The organism is Paracoccus bogoriensis, from assembly GCF_019431455.1.
Classification (GTDB): Bacteria; Pseudomonadota; Alphaproteobacteria; order Rhodobacterales; family Rhodobacteraceae; genus Paracoccus; species Paracoccus bogoriensis.
Window position 1 is genome coordinate 1 of record NZ_JAHYSR010000031.1, and the last position, 18,713, is coordinate 18,713.

Sequence of the window (18,713 nt, forward strand, 5' to 3'; positions counted from 1 at the left end):
CGAAGATCATCGAGTGATCCGCGCGACATGAAACAGAGGGCCGTCCGAAAGGGCGGCCCTCTTGCGTTGCGGCGGTGCGCGCGGGCGGGCTTTGGTGGTCTGGTCGTCGTTTATACCGCGATCGGCGCCGATCACGGCTTGACGGATCGCCCAGTATTCTGCATAAGCCGCCATCGTCGTCGATTGACAAGAATCGACGGTTTTGCACGGGCCGCCCGTCATCAGGGGCGGCCTTGCAATTTATATACGGTCCGACGCTGGCACCGCGCGGTGCGATGTCAGCCTCTCGACTGGAACTCCCCGCAAGAGGGATGTGACGATGCAAAGTCAGAATATCCGCATCCGCCTGAAGGCGTTTGACTATCGCGTGCTGGATGCCAGCACCCAGGAGATCGTCAATACCGCCAAGCGCACCGGCGCGACCGTTCGCGGCCCGATCCCGCTGCCGAACAAGATCGAGAAATTCACCGTTCTGCGCGGACCGCATATCGACAAGAAGTCGCGCGACCAGTGGGAAATCCGCACGCACAAGCGTCTGCTGGACATCGTCGATCCCACGCCCCAGACCGTGGACGCCCTGATGAAGCTCGACCTCGCCGCCGGCGTGGATGTCGAGATCAAGGTGTAAGGAGGCCATCATGCTGCGTACTGGTGTTATCGCCAAGAAACTGGGCATGACGCGTCTGTTCCTCGAGGACGGACGCCAGGTTCCCGTCACCGTCCTGCAACTGGACGGCCTGCAGGTCGTCGCTCAGCGGACCGTCGAGCGCGACGGCTATACCGCTGTCCAGCTGGGCGCCGGTGCCGCCAAGGCCAAGCGCACCACCGCGGCCATGCGCGGGCACTTTGCCAAGGCCTCGGTCGCGCCCAAGCGCAAGATCGCCGAATTCCGCGTCGCCGAGGAAAACCTGATCAACGTCGGCGAAGAGATCACCGCCGATCACTATTTTGCCGGTCAGTATGTGGACATCGCCGGCACCTCGATCGGCAAGGGCTTTGCGGGCGCAATGAAGCGTCACAATTTCGGCGGTCTGCGCGCCTCGCACGGCGTGTCGATCAGCCACCGTTCGCACGGTTCGACCGGCCAGTGCCAGGATCCCGGCAAGGTGTTCAAGGGCAAGAAGATGGCGGGTCATCTGGGTGCCGTTCGCGTTACCACGCAAAACCTGCAAGTCGTCAAGACCGATGCCGAGCGTGGCCTGATCATGGTCAAGGGCTCGGTTCCGGGCTCGAAAGGGGGCTGGGTCACGATCAAGGATGCGGTCAAGAAGCCGACGCCCGAGAACGTGATCTACCCCGCCGCGTTGAAATCGGCCGCCGAGGAGGCGCGCCGCCTTGCCGAGGAAGCTGCCGCCAAGGCCGCCGCCGAGGAGGAAGCCGCCCGCGAAGAGGCCGCACGCCTGGCCGCCGAGCAGGAGGCCGCCGCCCTGGCCGAGGCCGAAGCCTCGATCGAGTCGGACAAGGAAGCTGCCGATCCGAACGCGGAGGAGCCGCCTCTCAATGACGACGCCGCGCCCGAAGGAGACAAGTGATGAAACTCGATGTGATCAAGCTGGACTCCGGCAAGGCCGGGTCGATCGAGCTGGCCGACGAGATCTTCGGGCTGGAGCCGCGCGGCGACATCCTGCAGCGCGTCGTTCGCTGGCAGCGCGCCAAGGCGCAAGCCGGTACGCACTCGGTCCTGGGCAAGTCGGATGTCAGCTATTCGACCAAGAAGATCTATCGTCAGAAAGGCACCGGCGGCGCCCGCCACGGTTCCAAGAAGGCCCCGATCTTCCGTCATGGTGGCGTTTACAAGGGCCCGACCCCGCGTTCGCACGCTTTCGACCTGCCCAAGAAGGTCCGCGCGCTTGGCCTGAAACATGCGCTGTCGGCGAAAGCCACGGCGGGTGAGCTGGTCATCGTCGAAGATCTGAACCTCGCCGAGGCCAAGACCTCTGCCGTCGCCAAGGTTGTCAAGGAAAACGGTTGGAAGCGCGTCCTTGTCATCGACGGGGCCGAGGTGAACGAGGGCTTCGCCCGTGCCGCCCGCAACCTGGAAGGCGTGGACATCCTGCCGTCGATCGGCGCCAACGTCTATGACATCCTGAAGCGTGACACGCTGGTGATCACGAAGGCGGGTGTCGAAGCTCTGGAGGCTCGCCTGAAATGAGCGCGAAAGCTGAACATTACGATGTGATCGTCAAGCCGATCATCACCGAAAAGGCCACGCTGACCTCGGAGAACAACGGTGTCGTGTTCCAGGTCGCCAAGGACGCCTCGAAGCCGCAGATCAAGGATGCGGTCGAGGCCCTGTTCGGGGTCAAGGTGAAGGCGGTGAATACCACCATCATCAAGGGCAAGACCAAGCGTTTCCGCGGTCAGCCCGGTCGCCGCAGCGACGTGAAGAAGGCCTATGTCACGCTGGAAGCGGGCAGCACTATCGACGTGACCACCGGTCTCTGATAGTAGGGCGCGAATCTGCGGCCCCGGTTTGTCCGGGGCCGCTGATCTTTTGACTGAAACGGACCATTTCGGTTCAAAGCAACGGAAGACAGAAAGATGGCATTGAAGTCGTATAAACCGACGACGCCTGGCCAGCGCGGGCTGGTTCTGATCGACCGTTCGGAGCTTTGGAAAGGCCGCCCCGTCAAGTCTCTCACCGAGGGTCTGACGAAGAACGGGGGCCGGAACAATACCGGACGGATCACGATGCGCCGCAAGGGCGGGGGCGCCAAGCGCCTGTATCGCATCGTCGATTTCAAGCGCACCAAGTTCGACATCCCGGCCGTGGTCGAGCGGATCGAATACGATCCCAACCGCACTGCCTTCATCGCGCTGGTGAAATACGAGGACGGCGAGCAGGCCTATATCCTGGCGCCGCAGCGTCTGGCCGTTGGCGACAAGGTGATCGCCGGCGCCAAGGTTGACGTGAAGCCCGGCAACGCTATGCCCTTCAGCGGCATGCCGATCGGCACGATCGTCCACAATGTCGAGCTGAAGCCCGGCAAGGGCGGCCAGATCGCGCGCTCGGCTGGCACCTATGCCCAGTTTGTCGGCCGTGACGGCGGTTATGCCCAGATCCGCTTGTCCTCGGGCGAATTGCGCATGGTCCGTCAGGAATGCATGGCGACCATTGGTGCGGTCTCGAATGCCGACCATTCGAACCAGAACCTTGGCAAGGCGGGTCGCAACCGTCACAAGGGCATCCGCCCGAGTGTCCGCGGTGTCGCCATGAACCCGATCGACCACCCGCATGGCGGTGGTGAGGGCCGCACCTCGGGCGGCCGGACGCCGGTCACGCCCTGGGGCAAGGATACCAAGGGCCGCAAGACACGCAGCAACAAGGCGACCGACAAGTACATCCTGCGGTCGCGTCACGCGAAGAAGGGGCGTTAAGCCATGGCACGTTCTGTTTGGAAGGGCCCCTTTGTTGATGCCTATGTGCTCAGGAAGGCGGAGAAGGCTCGCGAGTCGGGCAAGTCGGATGTCATCAAGATCTGGTCGCGTCGTTCGACCATTCTGCCGCAATTCGTCGGCCTGACCTTCGGTGTCTATAACGGGCAGAAACACATTCCCGTCAGCGTCACCGAAGAGATGATCGGTCAGAAGTTCGGTGAATATTCGCCCACGCGGACCTATTACGGTCACGCCGCGGACAAGAAAGCCAAGAGGAAGTAAGCGTCATGGGTAAGGAAAACAATCCGCGCCGCGTGGCGGAGAACGAAGCCTTCGCCAAGACGAGGATGCTTCGCACCTCGCCTCAGAAGCTGAACCTGGTGGCACAGCTGATCCGTGGCAAGAAGGTGGACAAGGCGCTGGCCGATCTGACCTTCTCGCACAAGCGTATCGCCGGCGACGTGAAGAAATGCCTTCAGTCGGCCATTGCGAATGCCGAAAACAACCACGGCCTCGACGTCGATAACCTGATCGTCGCCGAAGCCTGGGTCGGCAAGAACCTGGTGATGAAGCGCGGCCGCCCGCGGGCGCGTGGCCGGTTCGGCAAGATCATGAAGCCGTTTTCGGAAATCACCATCAAGGTGCGCCAAGTCGAGGAGCAAGCGTAATGGGTCAGAAGGTCAATCCGATCGGCATGCGCCTCCAGGTCAACCGCACCTGGGACAGCCGCTGGTATGCCGACGACAAGGACTATGGCAACCTGCTGCTTGAAGACCTGAAGATCCGGGACTTCATCAAGAAAGAGGCCAAGCAGGCCGGCATCAGCCGCGTCATCATCGAGCGTCCGCACAAGAAATGCCGCGTCACGATCCATGCGGCCCGTCCCGGTGTCATCATCGGCAAGAAGGGCGCGGATATCGAGACGCTGCGCAAGAAGCTGGCGAACTTCACGAACAGCGAGCTGCACCTGAACATCGTCGAGGTCCGCAAGCCCGAAGTCGATGCCCAACTGGTGGCCGAGTCGATCGCCCAGCAGCTCGAGCGCCGCGTGTCCTTCCGTCGCGCCATGAAACGCGCCGTGCAGAACGCGATGCGCATGGGCGCCCTGGGCATCCGTGTGAACGTGTCGGGCCGTCTCGGCGGTGCCGAGATCGCGCGCACCGAATGGTATCGCGAAGGTCGTGTGCCGCTGCACACGCTGCGTGCCGATATCGACTATGCGCTGTCCGAAGCCTCGACCCCCTACGGGATCATCGGCGTGAAGGTGTGGATCTTCAAGGGCGAGATCATGGAACATGATCCGCAGGCCCGCGACCGCCGCGCCGCCGAGGCTCAGGAAGGCCCCGCGCCTCGTGGCCCGCGCCGCGACCGCGACGCTCGGTAAGGAGTAGAACAGATGCTGCAACCGAAACGGACGAAGTTCCGCAAACAGCACAAGGGTCGCATCCATGGCGAAGCCAAGGGTGGCTTCGAGCTGAACTTCGGCTCTTACGCGCTGAAGGCGACCGAGCCCGAGCGTGTGACCGCGCGTCAGATCGAGGCGGCTCGCCGCGCGATCACGCGCCACATGAAGCGCCAGGGCCGCGTCTGGATCCGGATCTTCCCGGATGTCCCGGTCTCGTCGAAGCCGACCGAGGTGCGGATGGGTAAGGGTAAGGGCTCGGTCGATTTCTGGGCCGCCCGCGTCCATCCCGGCCGGATCATGTTCGAGATCGACGGCGTGAACGATACCATCGCCCGCGAGGCGCTGCGCCTTGGTGCGATGAAGCTGCCGATCAAGACGCGCATCGTCGTCCGCGAAGACTGGTGATTTCCGGGACTCGGACGAGGCCATGACCATAACGGACCCCGCCGGTTGCCGGCGGGGTTTCGCAATTCTGCCATGCGCCCTCAAAGGGCTTGCCAAAGCGGCCTGTCGCCTGTATGGGCAGGCCTTCATCACGAAACTCCACCGGAATCAGGGTGGCCCTGTGAACCAGGGGCTCTCCGGTGATGTTGAAAGGAAGACGCGTCATGGACGCCAAGGAACTGAGCACGAAGACGCCCGACCAGCTGAAGGACCAGCTGATTGCGCTGAAGAAGGAAGCCTTCAACCTGCGCTTCCAGCAGGCCACCGGCCAGCTTGAGAACACCGCGCGGATGCGCGCCGTCCGTCGCGACGTGGCGCGCGTCAAGACGATCCTGAACCAGAAAGCGGCCGAAGCCGCGGCGTCGAACTGAGGAGGCCCGGTCCATGCCCAAACGTATCCTGCAAGGCCGTGTCGTCTCGGACAAGAACGAGCAGACGGTGACCGTCCTGGTCGAACGCCGCTTCAAGCACCCGCTGCTGCAAAAGACGGTTCGTTCCTCCAAGAAATACCGCGCGCATGACGCGCAGAACCAGTTCAAGGTCGGTGACATCGTTCGCATCATCGAATGCGCGCCGATCTCGAAGACGAAACGCTGGACTGTCCTGACGGACGAAGCGGCTACCGCGTAAGTCCATCATCACAGATCAGAAATGATCGAAACCCTGGGGCCGCGAAAGGCGGTCCCCAAAGGTCGGGAGAAACCAAATGATCCAGATGCAGACCAATCTGGATGTTGCTGACAACTCCGGTGCTCGCCGGGTTCAGTGCATCAAGGTCCTGGGTGGTTCGCACCGTCGCTATGCGTCGGTGGGCGACATCATTGTCGTGTCCGTCAAGGAAGCCATCCCGCGGGGCCGGGTCAAGAAGGGTGACGTGCGCAAGGCTGTCGTCGTCCGCACCGCGAAAGAGGTCACCCGTGAAGACGGCACCTCGATCCGCTTCGACCGCAACGCCGCCGTCATCCTGAACAACCAGGGCGAGCCGGTCGGCACCCGTATCTTCGGGCCGGTCGTGCGCGAACTGCGTGCGAAGAACTTCATGAAGATTATCTCGCTTGCGCCGGAGGTGCTGTAATGGCTGCCAAGCTGAAAAAGGGCGACAAGGTCGTCGTGCTGGCCGGCAAGGACAAGGGCAAGCAAGGTGAAATCACGGCCGTGTTCCCGAAAGAGAACAAGGCCGTCGTGGACGGCATCAACATCGCCATCCGTCACCAGCGCCAGTCGCAGACCAGCCAGGGCGGCCGCTTGCCGAAGGCGATGCCGATCGACCTGTCGAATCTCGCGCTGATGGACAAGAACGGCAAAGCGACCCGCGTCGGCTTCCGCATCGAAGACGGCAAGAAGGTTCGTTTCGCCAAGACCACGGGAGACGTGATCTGATGCTGGACGCCACCAAATACACCCCGCGTCTGCGCCAGCAGTTCCGCGACACGATCAAGGCCGCGCTCAAGGAAGAGTTCGGTTACAAGAACGACATGCAGATCCCGCGTCTGGACAAGATCGTCCTGAACATGGGCGTTGGCGAGGCGGTCAAGGACACGAAAAAGGTCAAGCAGGCCGCCGAGGAACTGTCGCTGATCGCTGGTCAGAAGGCTGTCATCACCCATGCCAAGAAGTCGATCGCCGGCTTCCGCGTCCGTGAGCAGATGCCGCTTGGCTGCAAGGTCACGCTGCGCGGCGACCGCATGTACGAGTTCCTGGACCGCCTGATCAACATCGCGCTGCCGCGCGTCCGCGACTTTCGCGGCGTGAAGGCGACTTCTTTCGACGGTCGCGGCAATTACGCGATGGGCCTCAAGGAGCACATCGTGTTCCCGGAAATCAACTTCGACAAGGTCGACGAAGTTCTGGGGATGGACATCATCATCTGCACCACCGCGAAGACCGACGCGGAAGCGAGGGCGCTGTTGAAGCATTTCAACATGCCGTTCACCGCCTGATCGCGGAGGGAAAGAAGATATGGCGAAGAAATCCATGGTCGAGCGCGAAAAGAAGCGCGAACGTCTGGTCCAGAAATACGCGGCGAAGCGTGCTGCGTTGAAAGAGATCATCAACGATCAGTCCCGTCCGATGGAGGAGCGGTTCAAGGCTTCGCTGAAGCTGGCTGAACTGCCCCGAAACTCGTCGGCGACGCGTCTGCATAACCGGTGCCAACTGACCGGCCGTCCGCACGCGTATTACCGCAAACTGAAACTGTCGCGGATCATGCTGCGCGAGCTTGGCTCGCAAGGTCAGATCCCCGGCCTGGTCAAGTCCAGCTGGTAAGGGGGCACAAGGCATGATGAACGATCCTCTCGGCGATATGCTGACCCGCATCCGCAATGCTCAGATGCGCGGCAAATCGACCGTCCGCACCCCGGCCAGCAAGCTGCGTGCCTGGGTTCTGGATGTGCTGAAAAGCGAAGGCTACATCCGCGGCTATGAAGAAGTGACGACCGAAACCGGCCACAAGGAGCTGGAAATCGGTCTGAAATACCACGACGGCGCTCCGGTCATCCGCGAGCTGTCGCGTGTCTCGAAGCCTGGCCGCCGCGTCTATGCGGGCGCCAAGGAAATCCCGCAGGTCCGTCAGGGTCTGGGCGTCTCCATCGTCTCGACCCCCAAGGGCGTCATGTCGGATGCAGCGGCTCGCAATGCCAATGTCGGCGGCGAAGTCCTCTGCACCGTGTTCTAAGGAGGGCGGAATGTCTCGGATTGGTAAGAAGCCGGTCGAACTGCCCAAGGGTGTGACGGCCGAGATCAAGGGTCAGACCATCGAAGTGAAGGGGCCGAAAGGCACCCGCAGCTTCACGGCGACCGATGATGTGGACCTGGTGCTGGAGGACGGCGCCGTTGCGGTGAAGCCCCGCGGCACATCGAAGCGTGCGCGCCAGCAATGGGGCATGACGCGCTCGATGATCGAGAACCTGACCGTGGGCGTGTCCACCGGGTTCAGGAAAGAGCTGGAAATCCAGGGCGTCGGCTACCGCGCCAGTATGCAGGGCAATGTCCTGAAGCTGGCCTTGGGCTATTCGCATGACGTGAACTTCGAAGTGCCCGAGGGCGTGACGATCACGGCTCCGAAGCAGACCGAAATCGTTGTGGAAGGCATTGACCAGCAGCTTGTCGGTCAGGTTGCCGCGAATATCCGCGAGTGGCGCCGCCCCGAGCCCTACAAGGGCAAGGGCATCCGCTACAAGGGCGAGTATGTCTTCCGCAAGGAAGGCAAGAAGAAGTAAGGGACGCGAGAAATGGCACTGAAAAAGCAAGAGCTGTTCCAGAAGCGTCGCCTGCGCGTGCGGAACAAGCTGAAGGCGATGTCGAACGGCCGTCCCCGGTTGTCGGTTCACCGTTCGTCGAAGAACATCTCGGTTCAGATCATCGACGATCTGAAAGGCGTGACCCTGGCCTCGGCCAGCACGCTCGAGAAGGATTTCGGCCTGGTCGGCAAGAACAACGTCGAGGCTGCCGCCAGGATCGGCGCAGCCATCGCCGAGCGTGCGAAAGCCGCCGGCATCGAGGAAGTCGTGTTCGACCGCGGCGGGTTCATCTTTCACGGCAAGGTGAAGGCTCTGGCCGACGCCGCCCGTGAAGGTGGGCTGAAGTTCTGATCTTGCGGGCGGCGTCTTCGGGCGCCGCCCCGATGATCCGGGGATGGCCCTTTTTGGGCCTCCACCAGGATCGGATGCAACGGCCGTCCCCTGGGCGCGCCACCAGATGAAGGAATGCCTTATGGCAGAACGTGACAACCGCCGGGGCCGCCGCGAAGAGCGCGAGGAAACCCCGGAATTCGCCGATCGCCTTGTCGCGATCAACCGCGTGTCGAAAACGGTCAAGGGTGGCAAGCGCTTCGGCTTTGCGGCTCTGGTCGTTGTGGGAGACCAGCGCGGCCGTGTCGGCTTTGGCAAAGGCAAGGCCAAGGAAGTGCCGGAAGCCATCCGCAAGGCGACCGAACAGGCCAAGCGCAACATGATCCGCGTCCCGCTGCGCGACGGCCGCACGCTGCACCATGACATCGAAGGGCGCCACGGCGCCGGCAAGGTCGTGATGCGCACCGCCGTTCCGGGCACCGGGATCATCGCGGGCGGCCCGATGCGTGCCGTGTTCGAGATGCTGGGCGTCCAGGATGTCGTCGCCAAGTCGCTGGGTTCGCAGAACCCCTACAACATGATCCGTGCGACGCTGGATGGCCTGAAGAAGGAATCGAGCCCCCGTTCGATCGCTGCGCGCCGCGGCAAGAAGGTGGCCGACATCCTGCCGCAGGACAACAAGCCGGCTCAAGAAGCCGTCGAAGCGTAAGGAGACAGGCGCATGGGAACCATCGTCGTCAAGCAGATCGGCAGCCCGATCCGCCGCCCGGCCATCCAGCGCGAGACGCTGAAAGGTCTGGGCCTGAACAAGATGAACCGCACCCGCGAACTGGAAGATACCCCCGCGATCCGCGGCATGGTCGCCAAGATCCCGCATCTGGTGACGATCATCGAGGAGAAGGCCTGATCCGACGAGGAGAGTGCCTGATCCGAAACGCCCCGCATCGCTGCGGGGCGTTTTTCGTTCAGGGGTGGGGCCGGGCTTCAGTCGCGGTCGTGGCAGGCATAGACCGCGCCGCCGACAGCCACCAGGCTGATCGCGGCGCCTGCCACCAGTGCGGGGCTGCCCGCCGCCGCTGCCGCCGCCCCGCCCAGCGACGTCAGCGCGCTGGACACCGCATTGGCACTGCCGCTGAGGATCACCGCGCCCGACCCATCTGGCAGCGCCTCAAGACCCGCAAGCGCGCCGCGCCCTGCCGCCGATGTCTGCGACCCCGCGACCGACCTTGTGTGGTTCACCCTTTCGCACAACGAGGCCGAGCGCGTCTTGCACCGGCCCCAGGCGTCGCGTTCGCCCAGATCGTAGCCCATGACGGAATTCGTGGCCTCGTCGAAGCGCAGGCAGAAGGGGCGGCGCTGGTCGTCCGACAATTCCGGCGTCAATGCGCGCATCACGACATAGCTGGGGCAGTCATGCGCACCCCAACGCGTGGCCAGCCGCTCGCGTCGGCTGAAATTGCGCGACAGGCCCGGCTCGGCCGTATCATAGCCCAGCACAGTGTCGCGGTCGTTGATCCGCGCGGTGCAGAGCGTCGGCTCGGCCGAGGCCGAAGTCGCGCCCAGGGCGGCAAGCGTCAGGACGGTGGGCAGAAGGGTAAAGCGCATGGTGAACCCCTTGGGCAATCCGAGCCTTTGACTTACCGGTGGCGGCGGTCGGCTCAAGACACAACTCGGTGTGCGTGCATCGGGTCGTGGCTTGAAAGGCGGCCGCGACTTGGGTATAGCCCGGCCGGTGCACCAGAGGCGTGCCAGAACAAGCAAGAGAAGCCGCGTCCGCCCTGTTCGCTTCGGGGGCGTGTCCGGCAAAGGAGAAGCGATATGAAACTGCATGAAATCCGCGACAACGAAGGCGCGAATCGCAAGAAGAAGCGCGTCGCGCGTGGTCCCGGTTCGGGCAAGGGCAAGACCGCCGGCCGTGGTATCAAGGGCCAGAAGTCGCGTTCGGGCGTCGCGCTGAACGGCTATGAAGGCGGCCAGATGCCGCTCTATCGCCGCCTGCCCAAGCGCGGCTTCAACAAGCCGAACGCCAAGAGCTTCGCCGTGGTCAATCTGGGGCAGATCCAGAGCTTTATCGACTCGGGCAAGATCGACGCCTCGGCCGAGCTGACCGAGGACGCGCTGGTCGCCTCGGGCCTGGTGCGCCGCAAGCTGGACGGCATCCGTCTGCTGGCCAAGGGCGAGCTGAAGGCCGGCCTGACCATCGCCGTCACCGGCGCGTCGAAAGCCGCGATCGAAGCGGTCGAGAAGTTGGGCGGCAAGGTGCAACTGCCTGCCCAAGCTGCGGCGGCCGAATAAGCTGTTGAACGGGGCGCGACGGCTTCGTAGATAGCATTCAGGTTTTCTGGCGCCGCCGGTCCCCGGAAATGGGTCGGCGGCGCCGTCATGACACGGGACGGACTTCATATGGCGTCAGCCGCAGAACAGATGGCCGCGAACCTCTCCTGGGGTCAGCTTGGCAGGGCCACGGAACTTCGCCAGCGGATCTGGTTCACGATCGGGCTTCTGATCATGTATCGGGTCGGAACCTACATTCCGGTTCCCGGCATCGACGGGGCCGCGCTGCGGACCTTCATGGAGCAGGCCCAGACCGGCATCGGCGGCATGTTGTCGATGTTCACCGGCGGCGCGCTTGGCCGGATGGGCGTCTTTGCCCTGGGGATCATGCCCTACATCTCGGCCTCGATCATCGTGCAGCTGCTGACATCGATGGTGCCCTCGCTTGAGCAGCTGAAGAAAGAGGGCGAGCAGGGCCGCAAGAAGATCAATCAATACACCCGCTACGGCACCGTGCTGCTGGCGCTGTTCCAGGCCTACGGGCTGGCGCGCAGCCTCGAGGCGGGCGGTCTGGCGCATGATCCGGGCTTGTTCTTCCAGGCCTCGGTGGTCATCACCCTGGTCGGCGGCACGATGTTCCTGATGTGGCTGGGCGAACAGATCACCGCGCGCGGCGTCGGCAACGGCATCTCGTTGATCATCTTCGTCGGCATCCTGGCCGAGATCCCGGCCGCGCTGGCGACCTTCTTCCAGCAGGGCCGCACGGGTGTCATCTCGACCCCGGTCATTTTGTTCGTGATCTTCGGCCTGATCGGCGTCATCGCCTTCGTGGTGTTCATGGAGCGTGCGCTTCGCAAGATCCGCATCCAGTATCCCCGGCGGCAGGTCGGCATGAAGATCTATGATGGCCAGAGCAGCCACCTGCCCGTCAAGGTCAACCCGGCGGGCGTGATCCCGGCGATCTTTGCCAGCTCGCTTCTGCTGTTGCCGATCACGATCTCGACCTTCTCGGGCAACGAGACGGGGCCGGTCATGTCGCTGATCCTGGCCTATTTCGGACCCGGTCAGCCGCTTTACCTGCTGTTCTTCGCGGCGATGATCATCTTCTTCACGTATTTCTACACGCAGAACGTGTCGTTCAAGACCGATGATGTGGCTGAAAATCTCAAGAATCAGGGCGGGTTCATCCCCGGCATCCGGCCGGGCAAGCGCACTCAGGATTACCTGGATTACGTCGTCAACCGCATCCTGGTGATCGGCTCGGCCTATCTGGCGGCGGTCTGTCTTCTGCCCGAAGTGCTGCGCGATCAGTTCTCGATCCCCGTCTATCTTGGGGGCACGTCTGTTCTGATCGTGGTTTCGGTCACGATGGACACGATCAATCAGGTTCAAAGCCATCTTCTGGCCCACCAATACGAGGGTCTGATTGAGAAATCCCAGTTGCGTGGTAAACGTAAGCCGGGAACTGCCAAGCCGCGGCGCGCACCGTCGCGCCGCTAAGCGGAGAACGACAGATCAGCCCGACAACGGGCAGCCGAGGGGGACAGCCATGACGATCAACATCATTCTTCTCGGGCCTCCGGGCGCGGGCAAGGGGACACAGGCCAAGCGCCTTGTGGACGAGCGAGGCCTTGTCCAGCTATCAACCGGCGATATGCTGCGCGCTGCCCGTTCTTCGGGGACCGAGATGGGCAAGCGGGTGGCCGAGGTCATGGACCGGGGCGAGCTTGTCACCGACGAAATCGTCATCGGCCTGATTCGCGAACAGATCGAAAAGGGCGGCAAGGGCTTTATCTTCGACGGCTTCCCCCGCACCCTGGCCCAGGCTGACGCGCTGGGTGCCTTGCTGGCCGAGACGGGCATGTCTCTGGACGCTGTGATCGAATTGCGCGTCGATGACGAGGCTTTGGTCGGCCGCATCGTCAAGCGCGCTGAAGAAACGGCTGCTGCCGGTAAGCCGGTGCGCCGCGATGACACGCCCGAGGTCTTTTCCGACCGCCTGCGCGAGTATTACAAGAAAACCGCGCCGCTGATCGGCTATTATTACGCCAGAGGCGATCTGCGGTCGGTGGATGGGATGGCCTCGATGGACGAGGTCGCGGCGCAGATCTCGGCCATTCTCGACGCTAAAGTTTGATCCGCAGACTTGACGTTCGGCCTGCCGGACATTAACGGTCGGCATCTCGCAAGAGAATCACCCGCATCGCGCGAGTGGCCCAATCAATCGGCCCGAAGGCTAGGCTTTCGGGCCCTGCGTTGTGAAAAAAGGTTCCGGCGTTACGGAACCGCAACTGAAAAGGATAACGCGTGGCACGTATTGCTGGCGTCAACATTCCGACGGGGAAACGTGTCCCCATCGCCCTGACCTACATCCATGGTATCGGCAAGATGTACGCCGAACAGATCTGTGAGGCGACCGGCATCGACCGCACGCGCCGCGTGAACGATCTGTCGGACGCCGAGATCCTGTCGATCCGCGAATATATCGACGCCAACCTGACGGTCGAAGGCGACCTGCGCCGCGAAGTCCAGATGAACATCAAGCGCATGATGGATCTGGGCTCCTATCGCGGACTGCGCCACCGTCGCGGCCTTCCGGTTCGCGGCCAGCGCACCCACACCAATGCCCGCACCCGCAAGGGCCCGGCCAAGCCGATCGCCGGCAAGAAAAAGTAAGGGGCAGCGACATGGCACGTGACAAGACCCGCATCAAGCGCAAGGAACGCAAGAACATCGCCGCCGGCGTTGCTCATGTGAATTCCAGCTTCAACAACACCAAGATCCTGATCTCTGATGTCCAGGGCAACGCGATTGCGTGGTCCTCGGCCGGCACGATGGGCTTCAAGGGTTCGCGCAAATCGACGCCCTATGCCGCTCAGATGGCTGCCGAAGATGCGGGCCGCAAGGCTCAGGAACACGGCGTCCGCACGCTGGAGGTCGAGGTCCAGGGCCCTGGTTCGGGCCGCGAATCGGCTCTGCGCGCTCTGGCTGCCGTCGGCTTCAACATCACGGCGATTCGCGACGTGACGCCGATCGCCCATAACGGTTGCCGCCCGCCCAAGCGTCGGCGCGTCTGATTTCGGATCATCCCTGACCGGTTCGCGCGTCTTTTCGCGCGGGCCGGATTTTCGCATGTAACCTCGGGCGTTTCCGGCCGCGATCATGGGTCGGGAACAGGTATGGAGGCAAACCCATGATCCACAAGAATTGGGCCGAACTGATCAAGCCGACCCAGCTGGTCGTCAAGCCGGGCGCCGACGCGACCCGGACCGCGACGCTGGTCGCCGAACCGCTCGAACGGGGTTTCGGCCTGACGCTTGGCAACGCGCTGCGCCGTGTGCTGCTGTCGTCGCTGCAAGGCGCTGCCATCACCTCGGTCCAGATCGACAACGTCCTGCACGAGTTCAGCAGCGTCGCCGGCGTCCGCGAGGACGTGACCGACATCGTGCTGAACCTCAAGGGCGTGACGCTGAAGATGGATGTCGAGGGCCCCAAGCGTCTGACGCTCTCGGCCAAGGGCCCGGGCGAGGTCAAGGCGGGCGACATCCAGGAAACCGCTGGCATCACGATCCTGAATCGCGAGCATGTGATCTGTCATCTGGATGACGGTGCCGAATTCAACATGGAACTGACCGTCACGACGGGCAAGGGCTATGTTGCCGCCGACAAGAATCGTCCCGAGGATGCGCCCATCGGTCTTATTCCGATCGACGCGATCTTCTCGCCGGTCAAGCGCGTCAGCTACGAAGTCACCCCGACCCGCGAGGGGCAGGTTCTGGACTATGACAAGTTGACCATGAAGATCGAGACCGACGGCTCGTTGACCCCCGAGGATGCCGTGGCCTATGCTGCGCGGATCATCCAGGACCAACTGTCGGTCTTCGTGAACTTCGAAGAGCCGGAATCGGCGACGCGTCAGGACAGCGACGACGGGCTGGAATTCGATCCGCGCCTGCTCAAGAAGGTGGACGAACTGGAATTGTCGGTCCGTTCCGCGAACTGTCTGAAGAACGACAACATCGTCTATATCGGCGACCTGATCCAGAAGACCGAAGCCGAGATGTTGCGGACTCCGAACTTCGGCCGGAAGTCCCTGAACGAGATCAAGGAAGTGCTGTCGGGCATGGGCCTGCATCTGGGCATGGACGTGGTCGATTGGCCGCCGGAGAACATCGAGGATCTGGCCAAGCGTTTCGACGACCAGTTCTGAGATCTGCGGGGGCTTCGGCCCCGCACCCCCGGGCATTCCGCCCCAAGGAGAGCGGCCCGCATGCATGGGCCGCCGGACAAAGCAAAAGACATCATAGGAGAGAATCATGCGTCACGCCCGTGGCTACCGCCGCCTCAACCGCACCCACGAACACCGCAAGGCGCTGTTTGCCAACATGGCCGGCTCGCTGATCGAGCACGAGCAGATCAAGACGACATTGCCCAAGGCCAAGGAACTGCGCCCGATCGTCGAGAAGCTGATCACACTGGCCAAACGCGGCGATCTTCATGCGCGCCGTCAGGCCAGCGCCCAACTGAAGCAGGACATCCACGTCGCCAAGCTGTTCGAGGTTCTGGGCGAGCGTTACAAGGACCGCCAGGGCGGCTATGTTCGCATCCTGAAAGCCGGGTTCCGTTACGGCGACATGGCGCCCATGGCCATCATCGAGCTGGTGGACCGCGACCCCGAGGCGAAAGGCGCCGCCGACCGTGCACGTCTGGACGCCGAGATGGCGGCCGACGAAGAATAAGCGATCTGCCGAAATCGGCCTGTCAGAGCCCCGTCAGTTCTCTGGCGGGGCTCTTTCACTTGAGAAAAGCATCGTGGGGGCGCGTTTCATTCGAGCATCCATGTTGGACATGCCCAACCGGAGCCGATGAGATTGGGTCATGCCAAGAAATTTTCGAGAAACGAGGCTTTGGCGTTAACGTTCTGGAAACAGAATAACGACATGGTATTTTCCAGGTTGACGCTTATGAAATCAACTTGTCTAAAAAGCCATGTCACCACGCGCCGACATCAATGCAGGACTGAGGAAACTGGGCCAGTTCGCCCAGTCCGGTTATTTTGTCGGTCTGCACATCCGTTTCGCGGCACCTCTGATGCAGTTTCAGACTTACCCGCAGGATTGGTCGGATTTCTATTCCCAGAACGCCTACGCCCTTCGCGATCCGACGATCGCCTGGGGTTTTTCCACGGTCGGGTCGTGCCGTTGGTCTGCGCTGCCCATTCCTGATCCGTTCAACATCCTCGCCGCTGCGGCGAATCATGGTCTGACCTATGGCGTGACGATCTCGCATGGGCCGATCTCGTCGCGGACCATCGCCAGTTTCGCGCGTTCCGACCGCGAGTTCACCGATGCCGAGATCGCCGAGATCGAGGCTACTGTCAGGCAGCTCCATGATATTACCGAGCCGCCTGAGAGCCTGACCAAGGCTCAGAAAGAAGCCCTTCGCTGTATCGCACAGGGGGACCGGCACGCAGCAGCGGCGGCCAAACTTGGAATTACGGAAAGCGCATTCAAGGCAAGACTGATTTCCGTGCGCGAGCGTCTGAACGCCCGCACCACCGCCGAGGCGCTGCAGAGGGCCAAGGAATACCGCTTGTTGTAGAATACTCGCCCGGTCGTTCCGCGGTGCGCGGGGGTTCCGTCTCAATCCAGGAGAAGCCTCGATGCAGATGACTACCCTCTCTTTTGCCAACTTGCACAATCATGGCGAACTGTTTGCCAATCTCTTTCGCGCCCGAAAGCAGAGCTTCATCATCCAGAAGAACTGGGATCTGCCCGAGGTCGATGACATGGAATTCGACCAGTATGACACACCGCAAAGCCGCTGGATCGCCATTCATGACATGGGCACGGTCCTGGCCGGCATCCGCCTGACCCCGACCACCGCGCGCTGCGGCATCTACAGCTACATGATCCGCGACGCACAAGAGGGGATTCTGGGCGGTTCGATCCCACAGGATCTGCTCTATGGGCCTGCGCCGGTCGATCCGCATGTCTGGGAGTGTTCGCGCGTCTTTGTCAGCCACGCCATCCCGCAAGCCTATCGGCGCAAGGTACATTTCAAGATGGTCGAGGCTATGACCTCTTCGGCCCGCGAACAGGGCGCGACGCGATTGATCGCGCTGACGGGGGCGAACTGGCCGCGTTGGTATGGTCGCTGCGGCCTGACCGCCGAGGCGATCGGACCCGTCCTGTGGATCGACGATGGCGAATTCCAATGCGTCTCGATCGACCTGTCCGACAAGATGCACTGATCGCGGGGGGGTGTTCGCCGGGGCTGGCCGCACCTAGATTGACGCCATCATGCCGGATCTGTTCGACTCGCCCTCTGCCACCCCGCCCAAAGCGCCCCGCCCGCTGGCCGACCGCATCCGGCCCACGCGGCTGTCCGAGGTCATCGGCCAGACGCGGGTTCTGGCCAATGACGGGCCGCTTGGCTCGATGCTGGCGGCGGGCAGCCTGTCCTCGCTGATCCTCTGGGGCCCGCCGGGGGTGGGCAAGACCACCATCGCGCGGCTTCTGGCGGACGAGACCGATCTGGCCTTTGTCCAGATCAGCGCGATCTTCACCGGCGTGCCCGAGCTGCGAAGGGTTTTCGAGGCCGCCCGCCTACGCCGCCAGCAGGGCCGCGGCACGCTGCTTTTCGTGGACGAAATCCACCGCTTCAACAAGGCGCAGCAGGACGGCTTCCTGCCGCATATGGAGGACGGCACGATCCTTCTGGTCGGCGCCACGACCGAGAACCCGTCGTTCGAGCTGAACGCCGCGCTTCTGTCGCGCGCGCAGGTCATCGTGCTGGAACGCCTGTCGCTGGCCGAACTGGAGCTGTTGGCGCAGCGGGCCGAGCGTGAGCTGGGCCAAAAGCTGCCCTTGACGCCCGAGGCGCGCGATGCGCTGCTGGGTATGGCGGATGGCGATGGCCGCGCCTGCCTGAACCTGATCGAACAGGTTGCCGCCTGGAAGGCCACCGCGCCGTTGGACACCGATGCGATGGCGCAGCGCCTGATGCGGCGGGCGGCGAAATACGACAAGTCGGGGGATGAGCACTACAACCTGATTTCGGCGCTGCACAAATCGGTGCGCGGCAGCGATCCGGATGCCGCACTCTACTGGTTTGCCCGGATGCTGGAGGGGGGCGAGGATCCGCGCTATCTGGCGCGCCGCATCACGCGCATGGCGGTCGAGGATATCGGTCTGGCCGATCCCGCCGCCGCCCGGCATTGTCTGGATGCCTGGGCGATCTATGAACGCCTTGGCAGTCCCGAGGGCGAGCTGGCGCTGGCGCAGGCGGTGATCTATCTGGCGCTGGCGCCGAAATCCAATGCCGGTTACGCCGCCTACAAGGGCGCGCGGGCCGAGGCGCGGCGCACCGGCAGCCTGATGCCCCCCGCCCATATCCTGAACGCGCCGACCAAGCTGATGAAGGATCAGGGCTACGGGGCGGGCTATGCCTATGACCATGATGCCGAGCACGGCTTCAGCGGTCAGAACTATTTCCCTGACGGCATGAAGCGCCCGGTCCTGTATCTGCCGGTCGAGCGGGGCTTTGAACGCGAACTGAAGCGGCGGCTGGACTGGTTTGTCAGTCAGCGGCTCAAGCGGGGCGGTTGACTTTGGCCCCGCCGCGCCACAAACCCGAACAAT

At 62.9% G+C, this 18,713-nt stretch carries 32 protein-coding genes; 30 read left to right on the forward strand and 2 right to left on the reverse strand.

The genetic code is table 11. From position 1 onward, the window contains the following. Positions 1-6: 6 nt before the first annotated feature. A complete protein-coding gene (locus KY389_RS13370) occupies positions 7-222 on the reverse strand; it encodes a hypothetical protein (RefSeq protein ID WP_219831489.1) in 216 nt (71 codons plus the stop codon). A 97-nt stretch (positions 223-319) separates the two neighbouring features. On the opposite strand from KY389_RS13370, the gene rpsJ reads away from it, so the two are divergent. The 20 genes from rpsJ (at position 320) to rpmD (ending at position 9,703) form a co-directional block, all read left to right on the forward strand. Continuing rightward, on the forward strand, positions 320-628 hold the full coding sequence (rpsJ, locus tag KY389_RS13375) for a 30S ribosomal protein S10 (protein ID WP_042247848.1): 309 nt from the start codon (positions 320-322) through the stop codon (positions 626-628). Positions 629-638: 10 nt separating this feature from the next. After that, entirely contained in the window at positions 639-1,532 is an 894-nt protein-coding gene (rplC, locus tag KY389_RS13380) for a 50S ribosomal protein L3 (RefSeq protein WP_219831490.1), read from the forward strand. Continuing rightward, a complete protein-coding gene (rplD, locus tag KY389_RS13385) occupies positions 1,532-2,152 on the forward strand; it encodes a 50S ribosomal protein L4 (protein WP_219831491.1) in 621 nt (206 codons plus the stop codon). The genes rplC and rplD overlap by 1 nt, the downstream gene beginning before the upstream one ends. After that, positions 2,149-2,445 carry a 50S ribosomal protein L23 gene (locus tag KY389_RS13390; RefSeq protein WP_219831492.1) on the forward strand — a complete coding sequence of 99 codons (297 nt, stop codon included), beginning with the start codon at positions 2,149-2,151 and terminating at the stop codon, positions 2,443-2,445. The genes rplD and KY389_RS13390 overlap by 4 nt, the downstream gene beginning before the upstream one ends. 96 nt (positions 2,446-2,541) lie before the next feature. Beyond that, positions 2,542-3,378, forward strand: a complete 837-nt coding sequence (rplB, locus tag KY389_RS13395) for a 50S ribosomal protein L2 (RefSeq protein WP_219831493.1) — start codon at positions 2,542-2,544, stop codon at positions 3,376-3,378. A 3-nt stretch (positions 3,379-3,381) separates the two neighbouring features. Beyond that, positions 3,382-3,660, forward strand: coding sequence for a 30S ribosomal protein S19 (gene rpsS, locus KY389_RS13400; protein WP_010400236.1), 279 nt, complete (start codon positions 3,382-3,384; stop codon positions 3,658-3,660). 5 nt (positions 3,661-3,665) lie between these two features. Further along, positions 3,666-4,046: a 50S ribosomal protein L22 gene (gene rplV, locus KY389_RS13405; protein ID WP_219831494.1), complete on the forward strand. Its 381-nt coding sequence runs from the start codon at positions 3,666-3,668 to the stop codon at positions 4,044-4,046. Then, positions 4,046-4,762 carry a 30S ribosomal protein S3 gene (gene rpsC, locus KY389_RS13410; RefSeq protein ID WP_219831495.1) on the forward strand — a complete coding sequence of 239 codons (717 nt, stop codon included), beginning with the start codon at positions 4,046-4,048 and terminating at the stop codon, positions 4,760-4,762. The genes rplV and rpsC overlap by 1 nt, the downstream gene beginning before the upstream one ends. Positions 4,763-4,774: 12 nt before the next feature. After that, positions 4,775-5,188 (forward strand): 50S ribosomal protein L16, encoded by a 414-nt coding sequence (rplP, locus tag KY389_RS13415; protein ID WP_219831496.1) that lies wholly within the window; start codon positions 4,775-4,777, stop codon positions 5,186-5,188. A 203-nt stretch (positions 5,189-5,391) separates the two neighbouring features. Further along, positions 5,392-5,598, forward strand: a complete 207-nt coding sequence (rpmC, locus tag KY389_RS13420) for a 50S ribosomal protein L29 (RefSeq protein WP_219831497.1) — start codon at positions 5,392-5,394, stop codon at positions 5,596-5,598. A gap of 13 nt (positions 5,599-5,611) precedes the next feature. Further along, positions 5,612-5,857: a 30S ribosomal protein S17 gene (rpsQ, locus tag KY389_RS13425; protein WP_219831498.1), complete on the forward strand. Its 246-nt coding sequence runs from the start codon at positions 5,612-5,614 to the stop codon at positions 5,855-5,857. 76 nt (positions 5,858-5,933) lie between these two features. Continuing rightward, positions 5,934-6,302: a 50S ribosomal protein L14 gene (gene rplN, locus KY389_RS13430; protein WP_090746457.1), complete on the forward strand. Its 369-nt coding sequence runs from the start codon at positions 5,934-5,936 to the stop codon at positions 6,300-6,302. After that, the gene (gene rplX, locus KY389_RS13435) at positions 6,302-6,607 is read left to right on the forward strand and encodes a 50S ribosomal protein L24 (protein ID WP_219831499.1); all 306 of its coding nucleotides are present in this window, start codon (positions 6,302-6,304) and stop codon (positions 6,605-6,607) included. Before rplN ends, rplX begins: the two co-directional genes overlap by 1 nt. Further along, complete coding sequence (rplE, locus tag KY389_RS13440) at positions 6,607-7,167, forward strand: 50S ribosomal protein L5 (protein WP_219831500.1); 561 nt, start codon at positions 6,607-6,609, stop codon at positions 7,165-7,167. The genes rplX and rplE overlap by 1 nt, the downstream gene beginning before the upstream one ends. A 19-nt stretch (positions 7,168-7,186) precedes the next feature. Further along, entirely contained in the window at positions 7,187-7,492 is a 306-nt protein-coding gene (gene rpsN, locus KY389_RS13445; protein WP_219831501.1) for a 30S ribosomal protein S14, read from the forward strand. Between the two features lie 16 nt (positions 7,493-7,508). After that, a complete protein-coding gene (gene rpsH / locus KY389_RS13450; protein ID WP_219831502.1) occupies positions 7,509-7,901 on the forward strand; it encodes a 30S ribosomal protein S8 in 393 nt (130 codons plus the stop codon). 10 nt (positions 7,902-7,911) lie between these two features. Further along, on the forward strand, positions 7,912-8,445 hold the full coding sequence (gene rplF / locus KY389_RS13455) for a 50S ribosomal protein L6 (protein ID WP_219831503.1): 534 nt from the start codon (positions 7,912-7,914) through the stop codon (positions 8,443-8,445). A 12-nt stretch (positions 8,446-8,457) separates the two neighbouring features. Next, positions 8,458-8,817, forward strand: a complete 360-nt coding sequence (rplR, locus tag KY389_RS13460; protein WP_219831504.1) for a 50S ribosomal protein L18 — start codon at positions 8,458-8,460, stop codon at positions 8,815-8,817. Positions 8,818-8,938: 121 nt separating this feature from the next. Next, positions 8,939-9,505: a 30S ribosomal protein S5 gene (gene rpsE, locus KY389_RS13465; protein ID WP_219831505.1), complete on the forward strand. Its 567-nt coding sequence runs from the start codon at positions 8,939-8,941 to the stop codon at positions 9,503-9,505. Between the two features lie 12 nt (positions 9,506-9,517). After that, positions 9,518-9,703 (forward strand): 50S ribosomal protein L30, encoded by a 186-nt coding sequence (rpmD, locus tag KY389_RS13470; RefSeq protein ID WP_219831506.1) that lies wholly within the window; start codon positions 9,518-9,520, stop codon positions 9,701-9,703. A gap of 77 nt (positions 9,704-9,780) precedes the next feature. Here rpmD and KY389_RS13475 read toward each other — a convergent pair whose 3' ends face one another. Beyond that, positions 9,781-10,401: a hypothetical protein gene (locus KY389_RS13475; protein WP_219831507.1), complete on the reverse strand. Its 621-nt coding sequence runs from the start codon at positions 10,399-10,401 to the stop codon at positions 9,781-9,783. 213 nt (positions 10,402-10,614) lie between these two features. Between KY389_RS13475 and rplO the strand changes: the two genes are divergently transcribed. From rplO to KY389_RS13525, 10 genes are all read left to right on the forward strand, one after another. After that, on the forward strand, positions 10,615-11,091 hold the full coding sequence (gene rplO, locus KY389_RS13480) for a 50S ribosomal protein L15 (RefSeq protein WP_219831508.1): 477 nt from the start codon (positions 10,615-10,617) through the stop codon (positions 11,089-11,091). A 108-nt stretch (positions 11,092-11,199) separates the two neighbouring features. After that, entirely contained in the window at positions 11,200-12,570 is a 1,371-nt protein-coding gene (gene secY / locus KY389_RS13485; RefSeq protein ID WP_219831509.1) for a preprotein translocase subunit SecY, read from the forward strand. A 49-nt stretch (positions 12,571-12,619) separates the two neighbouring features. Beyond that, positions 12,620-13,207: an adenylate kinase gene (locus tag KY389_RS13490; RefSeq protein ID WP_219831510.1), complete on the forward strand. Its 588-nt coding sequence runs from the start codon at positions 12,620-12,622 to the stop codon at positions 13,205-13,207. A gap of 170 nt (positions 13,208-13,377) precedes the next feature. Next, positions 13,378-13,746 (forward strand): 30S ribosomal protein S13, encoded by a 369-nt coding sequence (rpsM, locus tag KY389_RS13495; RefSeq protein ID WP_219831511.1) that lies wholly within the window; start codon positions 13,378-13,380, stop codon positions 13,744-13,746. Positions 13,747-13,757: 11 nt separating this feature from the next. Beyond that, complete coding sequence (rpsK, locus tag KY389_RS13500; protein ID WP_010395688.1) at positions 13,758-14,147, forward strand: 30S ribosomal protein S11; 390 nt, start codon at positions 13,758-13,760, stop codon at positions 14,145-14,147. A 116-nt stretch (positions 14,148-14,263) separates the two neighbouring features. Beyond that, a complete protein-coding gene (locus KY389_RS13505) occupies positions 14,264-15,280 on the forward strand; it encodes a DNA-directed RNA polymerase subunit alpha (RefSeq protein ID WP_219831512.1) in 1,017 nt (338 codons plus the stop codon). Between the two features lie 106 nt (positions 15,281-15,386). Beyond that, positions 15,387-15,809: a 50S ribosomal protein L17 gene (gene rplQ, locus KY389_RS13510; protein ID WP_219831513.1), complete on the forward strand. Its 423-nt coding sequence runs from the start codon at positions 15,387-15,389 to the stop codon at positions 15,807-15,809. 250 nt (positions 15,810-16,059) lie between these two features. After that, the gene (locus KY389_RS13515) at positions 16,060-16,671 is read left to right on the forward strand and encodes a helix-turn-helix transcriptional regulator (RefSeq protein ID WP_219831514.1); all 612 of its coding nucleotides are present in this window, start codon (positions 16,060-16,062) and stop codon (positions 16,669-16,671) included. Between the two features lie 61 nt (positions 16,672-16,732). Then, positions 16,733-17,323, forward strand: a complete 591-nt coding sequence (locus KY389_RS13520) for an acyl-homoserine-lactone synthase (RefSeq protein ID WP_219831515.1) — start codon at positions 16,733-16,735, stop codon at positions 17,321-17,323. Between the two features lie 49 nt (positions 17,324-17,372). Then, positions 17,373-18,680 (forward strand): replication-associated recombination protein A, encoded by a 1,308-nt coding sequence (locus KY389_RS13525; RefSeq protein ID WP_219831516.1) that lies wholly within the window; start codon positions 17,373-17,375, stop codon positions 18,678-18,680. Positions 18,681-18,713 lie beyond the last annotated feature (33 nt).

What these genes read in the sequence shown, in the direction of transcription:
- KY389_RS13370 (WP_219831489.1), bottom strand. Translation starts at nt 222, where the DNA reads ATGACGGGCGGCCCGTGCAAAACCGTCGATTCTTGTCAATCGACGACG.
- rpsJ (WP_042247848.1), top strand. Translation starts at nt 320, where the DNA reads ATGCAAAGTCAGAATATCCGCATCCGCCTGAAGGCGTTTGACTATCGC.
- rplC (WP_219831490.1), top strand. Translation starts at nt 639, where the DNA reads ATGCTGCGTACTGGTGTTATCGCCAAGAAACTGGGCATGACGCGTCTG.
- rplD (WP_219831491.1), top strand. Translation starts at nt 1,532, where the DNA reads ATGAAACTCGATGTGATCAAGCTGGACTCCGGCAAGGCCGGGTCGATC.
- KY389_RS13390 (WP_219831492.1), top strand. Translation starts at nt 2,149, where the DNA reads ATGAGCGCGAAAGCTGAACATTACGATGTGATCGTCAAGCCGATCATC.
- rplB (WP_219831493.1), top strand. Translation starts at nt 2,542, where the DNA reads ATGGCATTGAAGTCGTATAAACCGACGACGCCTGGCCAGCGCGGGCTG.
- rpsS (WP_010400236.1), top strand. Translation starts at nt 3,382, where the DNA reads ATGGCACGTTCTGTTTGGAAGGGCCCCTTTGTTGATGCCTATGTGCTC.
- rplV (WP_219831494.1), top strand. Translation starts at nt 3,666, where the DNA reads ATGGGTAAGGAAAACAATCCGCGCCGCGTGGCGGAGAACGAAGCCTTC.
- rpsC (WP_219831495.1), top strand. Translation starts at nt 4,046, where the DNA reads ATGGGTCAGAAGGTCAATCCGATCGGCATGCGCCTCCAGGTCAACCGC.
- rplP (WP_219831496.1), top strand. Translation starts at nt 4,775, where the DNA reads ATGCTGCAACCGAAACGGACGAAGTTCCGCAAACAGCACAAGGGTCGC.
- rpmC (WP_219831497.1), top strand. Translation starts at nt 5,392, where the DNA reads ATGGACGCCAAGGAACTGAGCACGAAGACGCCCGACCAGCTGAAGGAC.
- rpsQ (WP_219831498.1), top strand. Translation starts at nt 5,612, where the DNA reads ATGCCCAAACGTATCCTGCAAGGCCGTGTCGTCTCGGACAAGAACGAG.
- rplN (WP_090746457.1), top strand. Translation starts at nt 5,934, where the DNA reads ATGATCCAGATGCAGACCAATCTGGATGTTGCTGACAACTCCGGTGCT.
- rplX (WP_219831499.1), top strand. Translation starts at nt 6,302, where the DNA reads ATGGCTGCCAAGCTGAAAAAGGGCGACAAGGTCGTCGTGCTGGCCGGC.
- rplE (WP_219831500.1), top strand. Translation starts at nt 6,607, where the DNA reads ATGCTGGACGCCACCAAATACACCCCGCGTCTGCGCCAGCAGTTCCGC.
- rpsN (WP_219831501.1), top strand. Translation starts at nt 7,187, where the DNA reads ATGGCGAAGAAATCCATGGTCGAGCGCGAAAAGAAGCGCGAACGTCTG.
- rpsH (WP_219831502.1), top strand. Translation starts at nt 7,509, where the DNA reads ATGAACGATCCTCTCGGCGATATGCTGACCCGCATCCGCAATGCTCAG.
- rplF (WP_219831503.1), top strand. Translation starts at nt 7,912, where the DNA reads ATGTCTCGGATTGGTAAGAAGCCGGTCGAACTGCCCAAGGGTGTGACG.
- rplR (WP_219831504.1), top strand. Translation starts at nt 8,458, where the DNA reads ATGGCACTGAAAAAGCAAGAGCTGTTCCAGAAGCGTCGCCTGCGCGTG.
- rpsE (WP_219831505.1), top strand. Translation starts at nt 8,939, where the DNA reads ATGGCAGAACGTGACAACCGCCGGGGCCGCCGCGAAGAGCGCGAGGAA.
- rpmD (WP_219831506.1), top strand. Translation starts at nt 9,518, where the DNA reads ATGGGAACCATCGTCGTCAAGCAGATCGGCAGCCCGATCCGCCGCCCG.
- KY389_RS13475 (WP_219831507.1), bottom strand. Translation starts at nt 10,401, where the DNA reads ATGCGCTTTACCCTTCTGCCCACCGTCCTGACGCTTGCCGCCCTGGGC.
- rplO (WP_219831508.1), top strand. Translation starts at nt 10,615, where the DNA reads ATGAAACTGCATGAAATCCGCGACAACGAAGGCGCGAATCGCAAGAAG.
- secY (WP_219831509.1), top strand. Translation starts at nt 11,200, where the DNA reads ATGGCGTCAGCCGCAGAACAGATGGCCGCGAACCTCTCCTGGGGTCAG.
- KY389_RS13490 (WP_219831510.1), top strand. Translation starts at nt 12,620, where the DNA reads ATGACGATCAACATCATTCTTCTCGGGCCTCCGGGCGCGGGCAAGGGG.
- rpsK (WP_010395688.1), top strand. Translation starts at nt 13,758, where the DNA reads ATGGCACGTGACAAGACCCGCATCAAGCGCAAGGAACGCAAGAACATC.
- KY389_RS13505 (WP_219831512.1), top strand. Translation starts at nt 14,264, where the DNA reads ATGATCCACAAGAATTGGGCCGAACTGATCAAGCCGACCCAGCTGGTC.
- rplQ (WP_219831513.1), top strand. Translation starts at nt 15,387, where the DNA reads ATGCGTCACGCCCGTGGCTACCGCCGCCTCAACCGCACCCACGAACAC.
- KY389_RS13515 (WP_219831514.1), top strand. Translation starts at nt 16,060, where the DNA reads ATGTCACCACGCGCCGACATCAATGCAGGACTGAGGAAACTGGGCCAG.
- KY389_RS13520 (WP_219831515.1), top strand. Translation starts at nt 16,733, where the DNA reads ATGCAGATGACTACCCTCTCTTTTGCCAACTTGCACAATCATGGCGAA.
- KY389_RS13525 (WP_219831516.1), top strand. Translation starts at nt 17,373, where the DNA reads ATGCCGGATCTGTTCGACTCGCCCTCTGCCACCCCGCCCAAAGCGCCC.